Source organism: Microvirga guangxiensis, from assembly GCF_900102135.1.
Classification (GTDB): Bacteria; Pseudomonadota; Alphaproteobacteria; order Rhizobiales; family Beijerinckiaceae; genus Microvirga; species Microvirga guangxiensis.
On record NZ_FMVJ01000015.1, the window covers coordinates 73212 to 92481 of the forward strand.

23 protein-coding genes are annotated in these 19270 nt (G+C 63.5%); 13 read left to right on the forward strand and 10 right to left on the reverse strand.

What is annotated here, in order from left to right:
• Positions 1-20 precede the first annotated feature (20 nt).
• The 6 genes from BLP10_RS20065 to uvrC form a co-directional block, all read right to left on the reverse strand.
• Positions 21-1067, reverse strand: coding sequence for an extensin-like domain-containing protein (locus tag BLP10_RS20065; RefSeq protein WP_091138687.1), 1047 nt, complete (start codon positions 1065-1067; stop codon positions 21-23).
• 465 nt (positions 1068-1532) lie between these two features.
• Positions 1533-1769 (reverse strand): hypothetical protein, encoded by a 237-nt coding sequence (locus tag BLP10_RS20070; protein ID WP_091138692.1) that lies wholly within the window; start codon positions 1767-1769, stop codon positions 1533-1535.
• Positions 1770-1843: 74 nt separating this feature from the next.
• Entirely contained in the window at positions 1844-2296 is a 453-nt protein-coding gene (locus BLP10_RS20075) for a molybdenum cofactor biosynthesis protein MoaE (protein WP_091138696.1), read from the reverse strand.
• A gap of 4 nt (positions 2297-2300) precedes the next feature.
• Positions 2301-2552, reverse strand: a complete 252-nt coding sequence (moaD, locus tag BLP10_RS20080) for a molybdopterin converting factor subunit 1 (protein ID WP_091138699.1) — start codon at positions 2550-2552, stop codon at positions 2301-2303.
• A gap of 4 nt (positions 2553-2556) precedes the next feature.
• Complete coding sequence (gene pgsA, locus BLP10_RS20085) at positions 2557-3153, reverse strand: CDP-diacylglycerol--glycerol-3-phosphate 3-phosphatidyltransferase (protein WP_091138702.1); 597 nt, start codon at positions 3151-3153, stop codon at positions 2557-2559.
• Between the two features lie 73 nt (positions 3154-3226).
• On the reverse strand, positions 3227-5239 hold the full coding sequence (gene uvrC, locus BLP10_RS20090; protein ID WP_091138704.1) for an excinuclease ABC subunit UvrC: 2013 nt from the start codon (positions 5237-5239) through the stop codon (positions 3227-3229).
• Between the two features lie 109 nt (positions 5240-5348).
• Between uvrC and BLP10_RS20095 the strand changes: the two genes are divergently transcribed.
• From BLP10_RS20095 to BLP10_RS23290, 7 genes are all read left to right on the forward strand, one after another.
• Positions 5349-6509 (forward strand): benzoate/H(+) symporter BenE family transporter, encoded by a 1161-nt coding sequence (locus tag BLP10_RS20095; RefSeq protein ID WP_091138706.1) that lies wholly within the window; start codon positions 5349-5351, stop codon positions 6507-6509.
• Between the two features lie 63 nt (positions 6510-6572).
• Positions 6573-7079: a hypothetical protein gene (locus BLP10_RS20100; RefSeq protein WP_139165551.1), complete on the forward strand. Its 507-nt coding sequence runs from the start codon at positions 6573-6575 to the stop codon at positions 7077-7079.
• Positions 7080-7233: 154 nt separating this feature from the next.
• Positions 7234-8166 carry a ribose-phosphate pyrophosphokinase gene (locus BLP10_RS20105; RefSeq protein WP_091138711.1) on the forward strand — a complete coding sequence of 311 codons (933 nt, stop codon included), beginning with the start codon at positions 7234-7236 and terminating at the stop codon, positions 8164-8166.
• Positions 8167-8482: 316 nt separating this feature from the next.
• Positions 8483-9097, forward strand: a complete 615-nt coding sequence (locus BLP10_RS20110) for a 50S ribosomal protein L25/general stress protein Ctc (RefSeq protein WP_091138714.1) — start codon at positions 8483-8485, stop codon at positions 9095-9097.
• A 90-nt stretch (positions 9098-9187) separates the two neighbouring features.
• Positions 9188-9811: an aminoacyl-tRNA hydrolase gene (pth, locus tag BLP10_RS20115; RefSeq protein WP_091138716.1), complete on the forward strand. Its 624-nt coding sequence runs from the start codon at positions 9188-9190 to the stop codon at positions 9809-9811.
• Between the two features lie 4 nt (positions 9812-9815).
• Positions 9816-10913, forward strand: a complete 1098-nt coding sequence (gene ychF / locus BLP10_RS20120; protein ID WP_091138719.1) for a redox-regulated ATPase YchF — start codon at positions 9816-9818, stop codon at positions 10911-10913.
• Positions 10914-11003: 90 nt separating this feature from the next.
• Positions 11004-11168 carry a hypothetical protein gene (locus tag BLP10_RS23290; RefSeq protein ID WP_175493986.1) on the forward strand — a complete coding sequence of 55 codons (165 nt, stop codon included), beginning with the start codon at positions 11004-11006 and terminating at the stop codon, positions 11166-11168.
• A 4-nt stretch (positions 11169-11172) separates the two neighbouring features.
• Here the strand turns inward: BLP10_RS23290 and BLP10_RS20130 are convergent, their stop codons facing one another.
• The gene (locus BLP10_RS20130; RefSeq protein WP_091138726.1) at positions 11173-11598 is read right to left on the reverse strand and encodes a group III truncated hemoglobin; all 426 of its coding nucleotides are present in this window, start codon (positions 11596-11598) and stop codon (positions 11173-11175) included.
• A 158-nt stretch (positions 11599-11756) separates the two neighbouring features.
• Here BLP10_RS20130 and nfi point away from each other — a divergent pair, with 158 nt between their 5' ends.
• Together nfi and BLP10_RS20140 are read left to right on the forward strand one after the other, a co-directional pair.
• The gene (nfi, locus tag BLP10_RS20135; protein WP_091138728.1) at positions 11757-12425 is read left to right on the forward strand and encodes a deoxyribonuclease V; all 669 of its coding nucleotides are present in this window, start codon (positions 11757-11759) and stop codon (positions 12423-12425) included.
• 45 nt (positions 12426-12470) lie between these two features.
• Positions 12471-13487, forward strand: a complete 1017-nt coding sequence (locus BLP10_RS20140) for a MaoC family dehydratase (RefSeq protein WP_091138730.1) — start codon at positions 12471-12473, stop codon at positions 13485-13487.
• On the opposite strand, the gene BLP10_RS20145 is transcribed toward BLP10_RS20140, so the two are convergent.
• From BLP10_RS20145 to BLP10_RS20155, 3 genes are all read right to left on the reverse strand, one after another.
• Positions 13484-14059 carry an HD domain-containing protein gene (locus BLP10_RS20145; RefSeq protein WP_091138733.1) on the reverse strand — a complete coding sequence of 192 codons (576 nt, stop codon included), beginning with the start codon at positions 14057-14059 and terminating at the stop codon, positions 13484-13486. The two genes, BLP10_RS20140 and BLP10_RS20145, sit on opposite strands and share 4 nt — an antisense overlap.
• Positions 14060-14229: 170 nt before the next feature.
• Positions 14230-14775, reverse strand: coding sequence for an adenine phosphoribosyltransferase (locus tag BLP10_RS20150; protein ID WP_091138735.1), 546 nt, complete (start codon positions 14773-14775; stop codon positions 14230-14232).
• A 24-nt stretch (positions 14776-14799) separates the two neighbouring features.
• Positions 14800-15678, reverse strand: coding sequence for an S-methyl-5'-thioadenosine phosphorylase (locus tag BLP10_RS20155; RefSeq protein ID WP_091138738.1), 879 nt, complete (start codon positions 15676-15678; stop codon positions 14800-14802).
• A gap of 767 nt (positions 15679-16445) precedes the next feature.
• Here BLP10_RS20155 and yihA point away from each other — a divergent pair.
• From yihA to BLP10_RS20175, 4 genes are all read left to right on the forward strand, one after another.
• Positions 16446-17102, forward strand: a complete 657-nt coding sequence (gene yihA / locus BLP10_RS20160) for a ribosome biogenesis GTP-binding protein YihA/YsxC (RefSeq protein WP_091138741.1) — start codon at positions 16446-16448, stop codon at positions 17100-17102.
• Positions 17099-17467 (forward strand): DUF423 domain-containing protein, encoded by a 369-nt coding sequence (locus tag BLP10_RS20165; RefSeq protein ID WP_091138744.1) that lies wholly within the window; start codon positions 17099-17101, stop codon positions 17465-17467. The genes yihA and BLP10_RS20165 overlap by 4 nt, the downstream gene beginning before the upstream one ends.
• Before the next feature lie 77 nt (positions 17468-17544).
• The gene (gene argB, locus BLP10_RS20170) at positions 17545-18447 is read left to right on the forward strand and encodes an acetylglutamate kinase (RefSeq protein ID WP_091138747.1); all 903 of its coding nucleotides are present in this window, start codon (positions 17545-17547) and stop codon (positions 18445-18447) included.
• Between the two features lie 82 nt (positions 18448-18529).
• Complete coding sequence (locus BLP10_RS20175) at positions 18530-19261, forward strand: pyrimidine 5'-nucleotidase (protein ID WP_091138749.1); 732 nt, start codon at positions 18530-18532, stop codon at positions 19259-19261.
• The last annotated feature ends 9 nt before the right edge of the window (positions 19262-19270 follow it).

Here is a 19270-nt window from a genome sequence, read left to right on the forward strand (position 1 = left end):
GTCAAGGCTCCGCTTGCGGTTTAATAGCCAGCGTGTCTGTTCAGCACCAGGGGTTGCCCTGCGGAGGAACGCATCGGAGCTGCGGGAGGCCGCGGCGGCGCATAGGTCTGCTGGGGCGCCTGGCTGACATATCCCGGCGGGGGCGGAGGCGTGTAGAGGTCGGGAACCCCATTGCCGGAAGCGCCGGAATAGCGCGGCATCGGGGGCGGCACCGGCGCCGAAACCACGGGCGCCATCGGGCCGCCCATAGGAGCGCCCATGGGCTCATGCGGAGCATAACCGCCATCGGCGCTCTCCACAGGCACGTCCTGTTCCAATTCTGTGGAAGGCAGCTCGCCCTGGGCGCTTACGCTCTGAAGAATCTCGCGGCTCCGCTCGGGATCGATTCGCGGCGTGAACTTGATGATCGGCTTGCAGACGCGGCGCTCGCCGCGCGCATCGTGCCGCGCCAGGTCAATATGGAAGTGATCGTCGTGATGGGCATCGGAGCCCGGGCCCAGCACGGTGGTGAAGTAGCGGCAGGCCCCCACGAAAGCCTCTCGCAGGAAGTCCTGCTCGGCGGGGTTGCTCCTCCAGCCCTTCAGGACCGTGATCTCACGGCCGTCCGCCAGGACGAAGGCCATCACGTCGAGGGCGTTGCCGAAGGAATGCTCCGAGAGCTTGGCGCCGCGCCGGTTGTTGCGGGGACGGCACGAATAGGAGCCCGCTTTGATGTCGACCAGCGGAACACCGAAATACATGAGGGCGGCGGGCTTCACGATCTCGTCGAGCCAGGTGTCGATGCGCGGAATGATCGGGCAGGCCAGGGTCACCTTGGACTTCAGGCCCACCTCCCCGTTGTTGAAGGCGGCCACCTTGAAGGGATATTCCATGCCGCACACGCCGGGTCCGTCGATCTTCGACGACATGGACATGTAGGCGGAGGGCTGGACCATCCGCTGGGACAGGCAGGCTTCCTCGGCCTGCGTGCGCCAGGGCTCGCGTTGTTCGAAGCGAAACAACCCGCAACCGGTCACACCGAGCCCAACAAGCGATAGGGCGAAAAACGCAACTAACCCACGACGCATGGGCCGACCTTAGCCAGGGGGCGGTAAACATCCCGTCAACATCCTCCCCGCTCGATTCGCGCGCCAAGCCGGCAAGGGGTACGCCTGCGGATCGAAACCGTCCGGAAATAAAGATTTCTCAAAATTTTTTTACTTCGGCGGGGCAGCTTTCTTCTTAGTCCGTGCAAGGAGTTAACCATTCATTAACCATCCTTGCAGAGTAATAGTAGTATTTATGGAACGAGCCCTGCCCTTTCCAGTTCCCCCGGATCCTGATAAGTTCCCCTTCATTCAGACAGGGGGATTTCGCATGTACCTGACGTCGAACTCCGATTGGGCATCCAAGCTCAACATCGCAGCAGCCTGTATTTCTTTCTCTTTCATTTGCGCCATCGTCGTAGGCCTTGTGTAAGGCGAACGCGGCCGCCATCCGGCCCGCAACCGAATTCCATTCTTCTCAACGCCGCCTCGCTCAGGCGGCGTTTTTCATGCCTCCGGGCATGCCTTGGGCGTAATGATCCAGGACATCACGTTGATCGCCATGTCGCATTGGGCAAGGCGGGGCCCCTCCGCGGTCTTCAGGCAGATCGTTTCACCTTCCGCATAGAACCGGCCTTCCGCGCGGCAATAGCAATCGAGGGGATCATGCCCGGGCGCCTGCGCGTTCTGGACGCTGGCCGGACCGCCGGTCATGAGGGCAAGAAAGACCAGGACGCTGGGCATGGACGCCTCCGCTTGCGATCTTCGGCCCCATGATCCTCCCGGCGGCAGATCGGGTCAAGAACGCCGGCTGTCGATCAGATCCACCGCTCCATCGCCGCATCGTCCTCGGCTTTCGCCTCGACCCAGGCGCCGGTGGTTCCATCCGTCAGGTGCTCGCGCTTCCAGAACGGAGCGCGGTTTTTCAGGTAATCCATCATGAACGAGGCGGCCTCGAAGGCCGCCTGACGATGGGCGCTGGCCGCAAGCACAAGGACGATGGGCTCGCCGGGCCGGATCAGGCCGAAGCGGTGGATCACGGTGAGCCCCAGCAGGGGCCAGCGCTCCTCCGCATCGCCGGCGATGCGGGCGATCTCGGCCTCGGCCATGCCGGGGTAATGTTCGAGCTCCAGAGCCGAAAGCCGTCCGCCCTCGTCGCGGCAGAAGCCGGTGAAGGCAACCGTCGCGCCGATATCGCCGCGCCCGCCGGTGAGAGCCTCCGTCTCCGCTGCGGAGTCGAAAGGCTCGGCCTGAATGCGGATGACGGACATGGGGCTATCCGCCGGTCATGGGCGGAAAGAAGGCGATCTCCCGCGCGCCTGCAATCGGGGCGTCGGGTTTGACATGCACATGGTCGATGGCGGCGCGAACCACGGCCTCGTTCTCGAAGGCGTATTCGTATTCCTCGCCTTTCGTCTTCAGCCAGCGCACCAGATCGGCAATCGTGGCGATGCCCTCCGGCAGCGCGATGGTCTCGTCCGTCTTGCCGATCCGTTCACGAACCCATGCGAAATAGACGAGCTTCATCGGCTCACTCCTCGTCGACAAGGTGCTTAAGGCCCGTCTTGAGATAATCCCAGCCCGTATAGAGCGTGAGCAGGGCAGAGCCCCAGAGCAGGATGCGTCCAATCATGACGTTGCCGGGCAGCACCGTCTCGCCCGCCGGTCCCGCGATCAGGAAGCCGAGGGAGAGAAGCTGGAACGTGGTCTTCCATTTGGCGACCCGGCTTACCGGCACGCCGACCTTCAGCTCCGCCAGGAATTCGCGAAGGCCCGAAACCAGGATCTCGCGGCAGAGGATGACGATGGCAGCCCAGATGTCCCAGCTCTGGATCGTCTTGTCGGCGACCAGCATGAGCAGGCAGGCCGCCACGAGAAGCTTGTCCGCGATGGGATCGAGCATGCGGCCCAGAGCCGAGCCTTGGGCATAGGTGCGCGCCACATAACCGTCGAGGTAGTCGGTGATGGCGGCCACCGCGAAGATGGCGAGCGCGAACCAGCGCGACCAGTGATCCTCGGGCCAGAACAGCAGGCCGACCACGGCCGGCACTGCCGCCAGTCGGCCGTAGGTCAGCAGGTTGGCAAGATTGAAAGCCTTGGACCGGCGCATGGAACGTGCAGTGCTCATAAGTCAGGCAGGAAGCATGCCTCGGCGCGGTCCGTCAACTGTGGCAAACCCACATTGCCGTTATCGCAAGCCGCTACCCCCGCTCGTGGAAGAAATCGTATACGGCCCGGGCCGTGGCGGCGTTCACCCCGGGCGCCTTCATGAGGTCCTCCAGGGCCGCGCGCTGAATGGCTTTGACGGTTCCGAAATGGTGCAGAAGCGCCCGCTTGCGAGTAGGCCCGATCCCGGCGATCTCGTCGAGCGGGTTCTTGACCATCTCGCGCTTGCGCTTGGCCCTGTGAGTGCCGATGGCGAAGCGGTGCGCCTCGTCGCGCAGGCGTTGCACGAAATAAAGGGCCGGATCCCGAGGCGGCAGCTTGAAGGCAGGCTGCCCGACCTTGAAGAAGGTCTCGCGCCCCGCGTCGCGATCACGCCCCTTGGCGATGCCGACGAGGGTCACGTCGTTCTCGCTCACGCCCACATCCGCCAGAGCCTGCCGAGCCGCCTCGAGCTGGCCCTTGCCGCCGTCGATGAGGACGAGATCGGGCCAGGCGGGAAACCCGTCGTCCGGTCCGGATTGGGTGGCCGCATCCTCTTCGGACGCCCGCGGCTCCTCCTTCACGAGACGAGCGAAGCGGCGCTGCAGCATCTCGCGCATCATGCCGTAATCGTCACCGGGCTTCAGGTCCTCCGACTTCATGTTGAAGGTGCGGTAATGCTGCTTCATGAAGCCGTTCACACCGGCCACCACCATCGCGCCCACCGCGTTAGTGCCCATGATGTGCGAGTTGTCGTAGATCTCGACGCGCTTGGGCGCCTTCTCCATGCCGAAAGCCTGCCCGAGGGAGATAAGCAGCTTCTGCTGCGAAGCCGTATCCGCCAGGCGGCGACCGAGCGCCTCCTTCGCGTTGCGCAGCACATATTCGATCAGCTGGCGCCGCTCGCCGCGCTGAGGCGCGTGAATTTCCACCCGGTTCTCACCCTTCGTCGACAGCGCGGCCGCCATGAGCTCCGCGTCCTCGATCTCGTGCGAGAGAAGGATCAGGCGCGGCGCGGGCTTGTCGTCGTAGAACTGCGCCAGGAAGGAGCTGAGCACCTCGTCCGGCGTCATCGACTTGTCGGCCTTCGGGAAATAGGCGCGGTTGCCCCAGTTCTGCCAGTTGCGGAAGAAGAAAACCTCCACGCAGAACTGCCCGGCCTGCTCGTCGAGAGCGAACACATCGGCCTCTTCCACCGATTGCGTGTTGATGCCCTGCACGCCCTGAATGGCGGAAAGCGCGGCGAGCCTGTCGCGGCAGCGTGCGGCGCGCTCGAACTCGAGCTCTTCGGCCGCCTGCTGCATCTCTTCCGTGATGCGCTGCTTCACGGCATTGGACTTGCCCGACAGAAAGCCCTGCGCCTCCGAGACGAGGCCCGCGTATTCCTCCGGCGAAATCTCGTTCGTGCACGGGCCGGAACAGCGCTTGATTTGAAACAGAAGGCAGGGGCGCGTGCGGTTCTCGAAATAGCTGTCGTTGCACGAACGCAGAAGAAACGCGCGCTGCAGGGCATTGATGGTGCGGTTGACGGCCCACACGCTCGCGAAAGGCCCGTAATAATTCCCCTTGCGCTTGCGCGCGCCGCGATGCTTCACGAGCTGAGGCGCAGCGTGATCGGCCGTCAGCAGGATGTAGGGCAGAGACTTGTCGTCCCGCAGCAGCACGTTGTAGCGGGGCTTGAGCTGCTTGATGAGATTGGCCTCGAGCAGCAGCGCCTCGGTCTCCGTCGCCGTGGTGACGAACTCCATCGAGGAGGTCTCGCCGATCATGCGGGCGATACGGTTCGAATGGGCCTGACCGCGCGCATAGGACCCCACGCGGTTCTTCAGGCTCTTGGCCTTGCCCACGTAGAGCACGTCGCCCTTCGCATCCATCATGCGGTAGACGCCAGGCGCATTGGGCAGCGTCGTCCAGAACCGGCGGATGACCTCGGTGCCGCGCTGGACGGAACTCGGGTTCGCCTCCAGATCGAACTCGACATCAGAGCCGCTCTCGACGGCTACACTGTCGTCATCCTCCTCATTGTCCAGGATATCCGGCGGAACGTCGTTGGTGGTATTGCGACTCATGAGAGAGATGTAAGCGCTGGCAGCCTTCGAGGAAAGTATGGCGGACGAACTGGCGCGGGGGCCCCGTTCGGTCTAAACGGCTAAGCCTGCAGAACTCCGGGAGCCGGTCATGCGCCTGTCGATCGTCACATCAGCCGTCGTCGCGGCCCTTGTGGGCTTCGGCAGCACGATTGCCATCATCATCGCGGCGGCTCAGGCCGTGGGCGCGGATGCGGCGCAGACCACGTCCTGGGTCGCGGCCCTGTGCCTGTCCATGGCAGCCACGAGCGGGTACTTGAGCGTCCGTTATCGCATGCCCGTGGTGACCGCCTGGTCGACGCCGGGCGCGGCGCTGATCGCTGCCTCCAGCGGCATCTCGATCCAGGCAGCCGTTGGATGCTTCCTGATGACCGGCCTGCTCATCGTGCTGGCGGCTTTCGTCAAGCCGTTCGGCCGCCTGATCGAGAGGATCCCGACCTCGATTGCCGCCGCCATGCTCGCGGGCGTCCTGATCCAGTTCGTGATGGCGGTTTTCGCGAGCGCCCAAGCGGCGCCGGGGCTCGTCCTGCCCCTGGTCGGGCTGTTTCTGGTGGTCAGGCTGTTCAACCCGGCGCTGGCGGTGCTGGCGGTCCTGTTCGTGGGCTTAGGAATCGCCTTCGGCGGCGGTCTTGCCCGCCCCCTCTCCTCGGATTTCAGCATCTCGTCCCTGACCTTCATCGCCCCCTCCTGGGAACCTGCCGCCCTCCTCGGCCTCGGATTGCCACTCTTTCTGGTGACCATGGCGTCCCAGAACCTGCCGGGCTTCGCGGTCCTTCGGGCCTCCGGCTATACCCCGCCGACCCGCCCGATTCTCGCCGTGACGGGCCTCGCCTCCATGGTGACCGGCCTGTTCGGGGCCCATACCAGCAATCTCGCAGCCATTTCGGCGGCCATCTGCACGGGGCCGGACACCCATCCCGATCCCGGCAAGCGCTGGATGGTCGGGCCGTTCTACACCCTGAGCTACCTTACCTTCGCCGCCTTCAGCGCCGCCCTCATCGGCCTGATCGCCGCCCTACCGCCGGAACTCATCAAGACCGTCGCGGGCCTTGCCCTCATGGGAGCCTTCGCCGGGGCCCTCGGCTCGGCGCTTTCCGATGATACGCAACGCTTTCCCGCCGTGCTGACGCTGGCGGTCACGGCTTCGGGAATCACCCTTTACGGAATCGGCTCCGCCTTCTGGGGCCTGGCCGCGGGCCTGATCGCCCTCGCCCTCGATGCCCTCATCGTCCAGCTCCGCAAGCGTGGCTGATCTGGACGGAGGCTCCCGCTACGGTTAATGTAACATTAATCGGGAAGAAGAACGGGAGCCTTCATGGCCGGGACGAGACACGGGGGGCGGCTTGCCGCATTGGCGATCACGATGGCTTTGGGCGCCTGCCAAGGCTCCCTTATGAGCGGCTCGCCTGAGGGCGTTCCGGTGGCCGTCGAGAGCATCGACGGGGCTCCTGCCCCGGTTCAGACCGCCCTTCTCAGCGAGCTGACGAACGCCGCTTCCGACCGGAAGGTCGATCTTGTCGGCACCAGCGCCCCGGCCCGCTACCGGGTTCGCGGCTATCTCTCCACGGCAACAGCCGAGGATGGAGAGACCAAGGTCTCCTATGTCTGGGACGTGTTCGATGCTCAGAAGCGCCGCGCCAAGCGGCTCGAGGGCTCCCGTGCCGTCACGCTGGCCTCCGGCTCGATTTCGGCCATCGACAAGGAAACCCTCGGCAAGCTCGCCCAGTCGAGCATGGATGAGATCGCCGAGTTCCTGAGCGCCTCGAAATCCGTCCAGACGGCCGAAATCATGGACGACGAAAACGCCGTGGCCCTGCAGTGACCGCATGGCCGCACTTCGATAATGCGGCACTTCTTCAGCACGACTCGTATTGTGACGGTTTGATATCGCTGCTAAGAGCCTTGCGCCTGGCCGCGCAACGGTCGCAAGATGCGCAGCGGGCTCAACAGGTCACTCAAAGCTCAAAGTTGCTTGCATGAAGCTCGTTGCGGGAAATTCCAACCGTCCCCTGGCCGAGGCCATCGCCGCCTACCTTAACGTTCCGCTTGCCAAGGCGCAGGTGAAGCGTTTCGCGGACATGGAAGTGTTCGTGGAAATCCAGGAGAATGTGCGCGGCGAGGATGTCTTCATCATCCAGTCGACCTCGTTCCCCACGAACGACCACCTGATGGAACTCCTGATCATCACCGATGCCCTGCGCCGCGCTTCGGCCCGCCGCATCACGGCGGTGATCCCCTATTTCGGCTATGCCCGCCAGGATCGGAAGCCCGCCGCCCGCACGCCGATCTCGGCCAAGCTGGTCGCGAACCTCATCGCACATGCGGGCGTCGACCGGGTGCTGACGCTGGACCTCCATGCAGGCCAGATCCAGGGCTTCTTCGACATCCCGACCGACAACCTCTTCGCCGCCCCGACGCTGGCCCGCGACATCAAGGAACGCCTCGACGGCGGCAACCGCATGGTCGTCTCGCCCGACGTGGGCGGCGTGGTGCGCGCCCGCGCACTGGCCAAGCGCATCGACGCCCAGCTCGCCATCGTGGACAAGCGCCGCGAGCGCCCGGGCGAGTCCGAGGTCATGAACATCATCGGCGACGTGGATGGCCGCTCCTGCATCCTGGTCGACGACATCGTGGATTCGGGCGGCACCCTGGTGAACGCCGCCGACGCCCTCCTCGCGCAGGGCGCGAAGGAGGTTTTCGCCTATATCACCCACGGCGTCCTCTCCGGCGGCGCGGTGGCCCGCATCGCAAGCTCCCGCCTGAAGGAACTGGTCATCACCGATTCCATCATGCCGACGGAAGCCGTGAAGGTGGCCCACAACATCCGCGTCATCTCGATCGCTCCCCTCATGGGCGAGGCCATCGGCCGCACGGCGACGGAAAGCTCGGTGTCGAGCCTGTTCGACTAAAGGCAACCGAAGCCTCACCCTGAGGAGGACCGCAAGGTCCGTCTCGAAGGGCGAGGCGCCTCCAGAGACCACTGGATCCTCCTTCGAGACGGTCGCTTGCGCGACCTCCTCAGGATGAGGGCAAAGTCTGACGAGCAGGCATCTCAGGCAGGCGTGATCTCTGTTAGATCCTTCATGCCGCTTTCTTGCATTCTCAGGCACTTTCCCCTATAAGCCGCCTCGCGCCCGCTCGACACCCTTGGAGGCACGGGCGCGGACCTCATGGCCGCCTTACGGCGGCCATCGGTTTTTAACTCCCATTTTAAGGACCACGACCATGAGCGAAATTAAGCAAATCAAGGCCGTGGCGCGCGACCGGAGCGGCAAGGGGGCCGCCCGGGCCGTTCGTCGCCAAGGCCAAGTTCCTGCCGTCATCTACGGCGCCGGTCAGCCCGCCCAGGCGATCTCTCTCGACTTCAACCAGACGAAGCAGCTGATCTTCGCCGGCCACTTCCTGACCACGATCTTCGACATCGACGTGGACGGCAAGTCGGTTCGCGTCATTCCGCGCGATTACCAGCTCGACCCGGTGCGCGACTTCCCGGTCCATATCGACTTCCTGCGCGTCTCCAAGGGCCAGACCATCAAAGTCGTGGTTCCGCTGCACGTGGTCGGCCAGGAGAAGAGCCCGGGCGTCAAGCGCGGCGGCACGGTACAGATCGTCGAGCACTCGATTGAACTCGCGGTTTCGCCCGACGCGATCCCGGACTTCATCGAGGCTTCGGTCGAGGGTCTCGATATCGGCTCCACGATCCACCTGAACGACATCAAGCTGCCGAAGGGCGCCAAGGCGACCGCAACGGAAAACGCTACCCTCGTCACCATCGTGGCCCCGACCGGCCTGAAGGAAGAGGAAGCCGCTCCGGCTGCCGCTGAAGGCACTGCTGCCTGATCATCGGCCTCATCGGGCGCTCAAGCCCATTGACCGGCTTCAACGCTCCGACCGCAAGGCCGGAGCGTTTCATTATGAGAATACCTTGCGATGCGCCTTTTCGTCGGCCTTGGTAATCCCGGCTCCCGCTATGCCAGAAACCGCCACAATATCGGTTTCATGGCCGTGGACGAGATTGCGCGCGTGCACAACGCGGGCCCGTGGCGCAAGCGCTTTCAGGGCGAAGCTGCCGATGCGATCATCGGCGGCGAGAAGGTGTTGATCCTCAAGCCGCAGACCTTCATGAACCTGTCCGGCCAGTCGGTGGGAGAAGCGCAGAACTTCTTCAAGATCCCGCTAGCCGACGTGACGGTTTTCTATGACGAGCTCGATCTGCCGCCGGCCAAGCTGCGCGTGAAGATCGGCGGTGGCAATGCGGGCCATAACGGTCTGCGCTCGATCTCCGCCCATTGCGGCAACGATTATCGCCGCGTGCGTCTCGGCATCGGTCATCCCGGCCTCAAGCCGCTCGTGCAGAGCCATGTGCTGGGCGATTTCGCGAAGTCGGAAGAGCCCTGGGTCGAAGACCTCTGCCGCATCATCGCGGACAACGCGGCCCTCCTCGCCAAGGGTGAGGACGGCAGCTTCCAGAACAAGGTCCACCTCGCCATGGAGGCGAGAGGCTGGACGGACGTGAAACGGCCCGGAGAAAAGGCCAACCAAACCAAGGAGTGAGGCCATGGGCTTCAAGATGGGCATCGTCGGCCTGCCGAACGTGGGCAAGTCCACCCTCTTCAATGCGCTGACGCAGACCGCTGCGGCGCAGGCTGCGAACTATCCGTTCTGCACCATTGAGCCCAACGTGGGCGACGTGGCCGTGCCGGACAGCCGTCTCGATCAGCTTGCGGGCATCGCTGGCTCGGCGCAGATCATCCCGACCCGCCTCACCTTCGTGGACATCGCGGGCCTCGTGCGCGGCGCGTCCAAGGGCGAAGGCCTCGGCAACCAGTTCCTCGCCAACATCCGCGAAGTCGATGCCATCGCTCACGTGGTGCGCTGCTTCGAGGACACGGACATCACCCATGTCGAAGGCAAGATCGACCCCATCGCCGATATCGAGACCATCGAGACCGAGCTGATGCTCGCCGATCTCGACAGCCTCGAGAAGCGCGTCACCGCGCTCGAGAAGAAGGCCAAGGGCAACGACAAGGAAGCCAAGGAAACCCTCGACCTCGTCAATCGCTGCCTGCCCCTGCTGCGCGACGGCAAGCCCGCCCGCATGGTGGAGCGCAAGCCGGAGGAAGAGCGCCTGTTCCAGATGCTGGGCCTCCTCTCCTCCAAGCCCGTTCTGTACGTGTGCAACGTGGAGGAATCCTCCGCCGACAATGGCAACGCTTTCTCCGCCAAGGTCTTCGATCGCGCCAAGGAAGAAGGCGCCAAGGCTGTGGTCGTCTCGGCCAAGATCGAGAGCGAGATCGCCGTCCTGCCGCCCGAGGAGCAGAAGGAATATCTCGAGGCCGTGGGCCTTGAGGAGCCCGGCCTCAACCGCGTGATCCGCGCGGGCTACGAGCTGCTCGGCCTCATCACCTACTTCACCGTCGGCCCGAAGGAAGCCCGCGCCTGGACGATCACCAAGGGCACCAAGGCTCCCGGCGCCGCCGGCGTGATCCATACGGATTTCGAGAAGGGCTTCATCCGCGCCGAAACCATCGCATACGCGGATTACGTGTCGCTGAAGGGCGAAGCCGGTGCGCGCGATGCGGGCAAGCTGCGCCTTGAGGGCAAGGAATACCTCGTCCAGGACGGCGATGTGATGCACTTCCGCTTCAACACGTAACTATTCATCTATCTGTCGGAATCCTGAACGCATGCTTTTCGGTGCGTTCAGGACAAATCTGCTTTGCTGATCCGCATGGAGATAGGACCCATGCCGGACATTTTAGAGAACGCCATGACCACGCTTGTTGCCCCCGGCCTTGGAACGGCCGAATTTTTTGTCGCCGTACTTGTTGCCTGCGGCCTCGCCATGATCGCGATTTCGTCCCTGCTGCCGAAAAGCGCCGACGACAAGCTGGAGTGGTGGGAGCGTTAAGCTCTCAAGGCAAGCGCAGAGCCTTCGGGCCGATGCCGAGCCCGATCTGCAGGCTCTCCGCGATGCGCTGCGCGCGGAGGATGAAGAACTCCGCCACATCCGGCTCGAAAATCTCGCGCGCCGTGCTCTCGAAAAGACCGAGCCAGCGCGCGAACAGCTCAGCCGTGAGATCGAGACCGAAATGAGCCGCCTGCGGCTTGCCACTGTAACGCGCCGTTCTCAGGGCGATCGAGGACCAGAAATCCACCATGATCGCCAGATGCTCGCTCCACCGGCCTGAGAGTTTTTGATGAAAGATGGGGCCGAGTTCCGGGTCCTTCAGCACACGGTCGTAGAACGTGACGACAAGCTCACGAATCATTTCTTCCGTCACGCCTTCGGCAGGGGTGATGATGGGAATGCTGCGGCCTGCAGGAGCGTGCTGAGCCAAAGGGTGTCTCCCGATGCGGTTTCTCGAAGGCTATATGCACCCTGTTGTGGCCGGAAACCATCCGGTTCATTCCTGAGTTGAACCGGGCGCATGGAGGAATGGGATCGTTCCCGCGCCCTGGGCGTTAGCTTCCGAATGCCCAAGCTCAACCATCCTCCATGCAATTGATCCACCGCCACTCCTGGGACCTCTCCCCTTCCGAAGCCATCGCGCTCCAGCAGGAGTTGCGACGGGAGGTCGTGTCCGACCGGCCCATCGATCTCGATGCGGTCAAGCTCGTGGCAGGCGTCGATGTGAGCGTGAAGAACGAGCAGTCGCAGGCTGCCATCGTCGTGGTGACCTATCCGGGCTTCCTGCCGGTGGAGACGGTGCTCGCGCAGCGGCCGACGCCGTTTCCCTATGTCCCGGGACTCTTGAGCTTCCGGGAAGGGCCTGTACTGGAAGAGGCCTTCGAGAAGCTCAAATCCGAGCCCGACGTGTTCCTGTTCGACGGCATGGGCATCGCGCATCCGCGCCGCATCGGCATCGCCAGTCATATGGGCCTGTGGCTGCAGCGCCCCACCATCGGCTGCGGCAAGACCCTGCTGTGCGGGCGCTACAAGGACCTCGGCGAGGAGAAAGGATCTGCAGCCCCTCTCGTCGACAGGAAGGAAACCATCGGGGTTGCCCTGCGCACGCGCACCGCGAAGAACCCGATGTTCATCTCGCCCGGGCATCTGGCCGATATTCCCACCGCTGCAGAACTCGTGATGCGGTGCTCTCCAAAGTATCGCTTGCCCGAACCGATCCGACTGGCGCACAACGCAGCTGGACAATTCAGCCCCTGAGCGGCTGAACTGACGCGAAGCGCTTTGAACCGCATAGATCGAGCCATGCCCCGTTACGCCTTTGAAGACTTCACGCCCGGCTCCACGCAGATGCTCGGCCCCTACACCGTCACGAAGGAAGCGCTCCTCGCCTTCGCGCAGGAATACGACGCGCAGCCCTTCCACGTGGATGAGGTAGCCGCCAAGGACAGCTTCATCGGGACGCTCATCGCCTCGGGTTGGCACACGTGCTCCCTCAACATGCGCCTCCTTGCGGACGATGTGATCCTCCATTCCACCTCCATGGGCTCACCCGGCATCGAGGAGGTGAAGTGGCTGAAGCCCGTGAGGCCCGGCGACACGTTGCGCTCGCGCATGACGATCTTGGAAAGCCGCCCTTCGAAGAGCCGCCCCTCCATCGGTCTCGTGCGCTTCCAGTTCGAGATGCTCAATCAGGCCGACGAGGTCGTCTTCACGCAGAAGAACTGGATCATGTTCGGCCGCCGCGATGCGGAGCCGGTGAAAGGCACCGGACCGAACGTCCTCGCTGCCGCCGCCTCTGCGATGCCGGATCGCACGCCGGAGCGGGAGCTGCCGCATATCTCCTCCAATCCCTATTTCGAGGATCTCGTGATCGGCGAGACGGAGGTGCTGGGCTCCTACAGGTTCGAGGCGGACGACATCATCACATTCGCCAGACAATTCGATCCGCAGCGTTTCCATGTGGATGCGGAGGCCGCGAAGGACAGCCTGTTCGGCGCGCTCTGCGCGTCCGGGTGGCACACGGCGAGCGTCTGGATGAAACAGATGGTCGGCTATCGCAACCGCATCCGCGAGACGGCGCTTGCTCGCGGCGCGCGCCCGGCGCGGCTCGGCCCCTCCCCCGGCTTCACGAATCTGAAATGGCTCAAGCCCGTCTATGCGGGCGACACCATCACCTATCGCACCACCGTGACGGCGAAGCGCGTGTCGAACTCGCGGCCCGGCTGGGGACTGGTGTTCCACCACAACAGCGGCATCAACCAGCACGGCGAGGAAGTGTTCTGCTTCGAGGGCATGGTGTTCTGGGAGCGGCGGCGTTAACGGCGCGCCTGGTCAGCCCTCGCGCGCGTCTCCTCGTCGAGAATGGTGCGGATCTGCGCGAGCAGCGGATGAGCTGACGTCTGTCTCTGCCCATATCCGAGATTGAACGCGTAATCGAAATCGGCAGGGTTCTTGCCTTGATTGTGCTGGAGAATGGTCTCCAACTTGTCGAGGCCCTTGGCGAGCACGGCTTCCGGTGTTTGCGCCGCTTCGTATTCCTCCCAGAGCGTGAGAATTTCAGCGCGCTTTTCAGGATGCAGCGCTCGCGTGAGCACTTCAAGATCCGCCCTTTCCTGAGCGGACTTGCCGGAACCTTCCGTCTGCATGACGGCAGGAATATCGCCGCTCAGCGCCTCGCCGAGATCATGGACGATGCAGAGCTTGATGAAACGTAAATGATCGATGCCCTCGAACTCGTCTGCGAAGACGAGCGCCATCAGGCAAAGGCGCCATGTATGCTCGGCCGTGCTCTCGGGCCGTCCGTCCGATGTGAAGCCGCTCCGAAGGGTGCATTTCAGCTTTTCCGCTTCACGCAGAAAATCCAAGGCTCCCAGGATGCGATCAGCCGTCATGACATGAGCCTTTTCTCTTCAGCTCCCAAGCCGGCGCCACAACCCTCTGCCCTCATCCTGAGGAGCCTGCGGAGCGGGCGTCTCGAAGGATGTTTCAGAGCGCACTGGAGCCTCCTTCGAGACGCCGCTTGCAGCGGCTCCTCAGGATGAGGACTCACTTTCGGCGAACTTCAATGCCCCTCGAAGCTCACGAGGCTGCGCACTTCGACGCCGAGATCGCGCAGCTTCTGTGCGCCGCCGAGATCGGGCAGGTCGATGATGAAGCAGGCCGCCACGATGTTCGCGCCCATCTGGCGCAGCAGCTGCGTTGCGGCGACCGCCGTGCCGCCGGTGGCGATGAGATCGTCCACCAGGATCACGCGCTCGCCCTGGCCGATGGCATCCGTGTGGATCTCCATTTCGTCCACGCCATATTCCAGCGAATAGGCAATGCGCACGGTCTCGTGCGGCAGCTTGCCCTTCTTGCGGATCGGCACGAAGCCGGACGAGAGCTGATGCGCGATGGCGCCGCCGAGGATGAAGCCGCGCGCCTCGATGCCGGCCACCTTGTCCACGCGTCCGCCGGCGAAGGGATGCACAAGCTCATCCACCGAGCGGCGGAAAGCGCGCGCATCGCCGAGCAGGGTCGTGATGTCGCGAAACACGATGCCGGGCTTCGGATAATCCGGGATCGAGCGGATCGCTGCTTTCAGATCGGTGAGGAGGCGCTGGTCCATGGATTACCTGCCGTGAATAATGGTTCAAGCGGGGTGTAGCACACGGCCCGCGACGGCATCGAGCTTTTTCAAGAGCTCAGGATCGCGCGCGGAAGAGGCCGTCATGATGGCGCCCTCGAGCGCCCGGTCGGAGCGCACAGGGCATGGCTCGTGCTCTGCCGGAAAATCGCGGGCGATGCGGGCGACAAGGCGCGCCACCTTCGTGGCATTCTGATGAGCCACCGCCACCACGGACGCCACATCCACATCGTCGTGCTCGGGATGCCAGCAATCGTAATCGGTCACCATGGCGATGGTCGCGTAGGTGATTTCCGCCTCGCGGGCGAGCTTGGCCTCGGGCATTGCCGTCATGCCGATCACGTCGTAGCCCAGCTCCTTGTAGGTGATGGACTCGGCATAGGTCGAGAATTGCGGCCCCTCGATGCACACCAGCGTGCCGCCGACCGCAAACGGGATGCCCTCCGCCTCAGCCGCGCTGGCGATCCTCTTCTGGAGCAAGGGACCGACGGGATGCGCCATGGGCACATGCGCCACGCAGCCTTTGCCGAAGAACGAGTTCTCGCGCTTGTGAGTGCGGTCCACATACTGATCCACCAGCACGAAGAAGCCGGGATGATACTCCTGCCGGAAGGAGCCGCAGGCGGAGACGGAGATGAGGTCGGTCACCCCTGCCCGCTTCATCACGTCGATGTTGGCGCGGTAATTGATGTCGGACGGCGAGAGGCGATGGCCGCGGCCATGACGGGGAAGAAAGGCCACTTCAGTCTCACCGATGCGGCCCATGCGCAGCACGTCGGAGGGCTCGCCCCAGGGAGAATCGATGCGCGTCTCGCGCACATCCTCGATTCCCGGCAGGTCATAAACACCCGAGCCGCCGATAATGCCCAAGATCGCCTTCGTCATGCTTCCTGCTCGCCCTTGTGGGATTCGGATGGGACCATAACGGTTGCGCGGGGAAATCCAAACCGGCCCATCAAAGCCCGCTGCAATGCGCGGTTCGCTGCCCCCTTGCGGGGAGGGACTAGGTTGGGGGGCGGATAGTCGGAGCGCAGTAGGCATCCAGAACGCACGACAGCCCTACAGCCTTCCCCCTCTCCTGGGTGGGAGAGGGGCAGGGGTGAGGGACCGCCCTCTCCAGACAGCGCTCGACCTCCCCCACCGGGATAGGAGATCACAGCTTCACTGGTTTGAGGTCTTACCTGGTCGATCGACCCCCACCCCTGCCCCTCCCCGCAAGGGGGAGGGAAACACGCGCCTCATCCAAGCACGGCAGCGGATGTTATGTTCTTACTTTGTTCTTGACTGTTGTCCTAAGCTGGGCTATAGCTGTGGGCATCCGGCTCCAGGAGGGGGCGCGCTCGCGAGGCGTCGTGAATGAGGGGAGCCGGAACGGTCCTGTGCAGGCCTCGCACGCCTGTGACGGGAGGCCCATCGCTGCAAGATGCGATGTCCGCCTAAACAAACCGTGCGCGAGGAGCCGTCGGGTTCTTCACACACTAGACACACGAGCCGGACGCCTCCTCGCGCCCTCCCTCGACCCCAAACCTCGGAGCAAACGCTCGCGAGGTCACTCCCGCTTGCTCTTTGATATTCATCCCACCGCCTCATCATTTCATCGCAGACATCGTCGTGGCCTTGAACAGCCCGCATAGAGCGGCGATAAGGACTGCATGACCGATACAGCACCCGACACCGACCCCTTCCTTGAAATCGGCCGCAAGCTCTTTGCGGGCGAAGCGGATTTCATCTGGGCCGCGAATTCCCTCAAGGGGCTCCCGCCCATGGAGAAGGTGGAGATCGCCTTTGCCGGGCGCTCGAACGTGGGCAAGTCCAGCCTCGTCAACGCTCTGACCGGCCGCAATACCCTGGCGCGGACCTCGCATACGCCGGGCCGCACACAGCAGCTCAACTTCTTCAACATCGGCAACCGCTTCCACCTCGTGGACATGCCGGGCTACGGCTACGCCGCCGTGGACAAGGAGAAGGTGCATGCCTGGACGCAGCTGATCCACGATTATCTGCGCGGTCGCGCGAGCCTTGCCCGCGTCTACGTGCTGATCGATGCCCGCCATGGCATCAAGCCGGTGGATGAAGGCGTCTTCGAAACCCTGGGTACTGCCGCCGTTTCCTACCAGATCGTGCTGACCAAGGCCGACGAGCTCAAAAAAGGCGAGCTGGAAAAGTGCATCGCCGACACCCAGCAGAAGATCGCCAAGCGTGCCGCGGCCTTCCCGGAAATCCTACATACATCGAGCCGGTCGGGCCACGGCATTCCCGAGCTGCGCGCCGGGATTGCGAGATTGTTGAGCGAGCGAGGCGCTCTATGAGCCCAGCCACCGGTTTGCTGATCGCTCTGGCGGGCCTTTCCGGCGCTCTGGGTGTCGGTCTCTCGGCCGCCGCCGCTCACATCACCGGCGGCAATCTCACCACCGCCGCACAATTCCTGCTGTTTCATGCTCCCGGACTTCTCGCCTTAGCGGCCCTGATCGCAGCAGGAGCCGTCCATCCGGCTCTCGCGCAGACGGCAGGCTATGTGCTGATCTTGGGTCTCGTCCTGTTCTGCGGCGACCTCTCCCGCCGAGCCTTCGCCGGGGTCGCGCTCTTCCCGAGAGCCGCCCCAATGGGTGGGATTTTGCTCATGCTCGGCTGGGTTCTGGTCGCTGTATCCGCCCTCCTTCGCCTTCGAAGCTGAAGTCCTTGCTTGCATGAGCCTGTGCTTCAGCTAGAACGCAGGCCGTTTCGTCCTCTTTCCACCCGCTGGAGCCGCCTATGTCCGATCCCAACCAGCTCCCTGACGTTCATGTGCAGGCCGAGGTGCTCGTGCAGGCCCTGCCGCACATGCAGCGCTACGACCAGCAGGTCGTGGTCATTAAATACGGCGGCCATGCCATGGGCGACCGCGCGGCGGCCGAGGATTTCGCCGAGGACGTGGTGCTGCTCGAGCAGTCGGGGATCAAGCCCATCGTCGTCCATGGCGGCGGGCCTCAGATCGGCAAGATGCTGGAAAAGCTCGGGATCAAGTCCGAGTTCAAGGGTGGGCTTCGCGTTACGGACCAGGCTACGGTCGAGGTCGTGGAGATGGTGCTGGCAGGCTCCATCAACAAGCAGATCGTCGGCTGGATCGGCACCGAAGGCGGCAAGGCCGTGGGCCTTTCGGGCAAGGACGGCAACATGGTGATCGCCCGCAAGGCGACCCGCACGGCCGTGGACCCCGATTCCAACATCGAGAAGGTGGTGGACCTCGGATTCGTGGGTGAGCCTGAAAAGGTGAACCGCGAGGTTCTGGACCAGGTGCTCAGCGCCGAGCTGATTCCGGTTCTTGCCCCCGTGGCGATCGGTCAGGATGGCCAGACCTACAACGTCAACGCCGACACCTTCGCCGGCGCCATCGCCGGCGCGATGACGGCCAAGCGCCTCCTGCTCCTGACGGACGTTCCGGGCGTCCTGGACAAGAACAAGAACCTGATCCCCGAGATGACCATCGAGGATTGCCGCCGCCTGATCGCCGACGGCACCATCACCGATGGCATGATCCCGAAGATCGAGACCTGCATCTATGCCCTGGAGAAGGGCGTCGAGGCGGTGGTCATCCTGGACGGCAAGGTGCCTCACGCGGTGCTGCTGGAGCTCTTTACGGACCACGGCGCCGGCACCCTGATCCGCCGGGGTTGAGACCTCCCCTTCCCGGCAGGCCGCTCAATCACTATATTGAAGTCAGTGGGGCCGCACGGCCCCATTGCCGTCTCTAGGACCCATGAACGCTAAACCGCCTCTGGAAAACCACGTCTCGTCACCCGAATCCCGCGTTTTCTCTCATGTAGACACGTGGGTTTTCGACCTGGACAATACGCTCTATCCGCACACATCACGAGTTTGGCCCCAGATCGATGAGCGCATCACGCTCTACGTTTCGGATCTGTTCGGGCTGGATGGCCTCTCATCCAAGGCGCTGCAGAAGTATTTCTACCATAAATACGGAACGACTCTGAAAGCGCTGGTCGATGAGTACGGCATCGATCCGCACGACTTCCTCGATTTCGCGCACGACATCGATCACACCGATATCGAGCTCAATGCCAGCCTCGGCCAAGCCATCGAGCAGCTGCCGGGCCGCAAGCTGATCCTGACGAACGGGTCGCGCAAGCATGCGGAGAACGTAGCCCGCAAGATCGGTATTCTCGATCACTTCGAAGATGTGTTCGATATCGCCGCGTCGAATTTCGTGCCGAAGCCTGAGCGTCGTGCCTATGAGAGCTTTCTCGAGAGGCATGGGGTTGAGCCGGCGCGCTCGGCCATGTTCGAGGACATCGCCAAAAACCTGACTGTGCCGCACGAACTCGGCATGACCACGACACTGATCGTGCCGAAGACGGTAGATCCGTTCCGCGAGAGCTTCGAGCAGGAAGCGGTGAAGACGCCGGAGATCGACTACATCACCAACGATCTCGCGGAGTTTCTGCGCCAGTATGCCCTGCCCGCGAAGTAAATTCCCGCA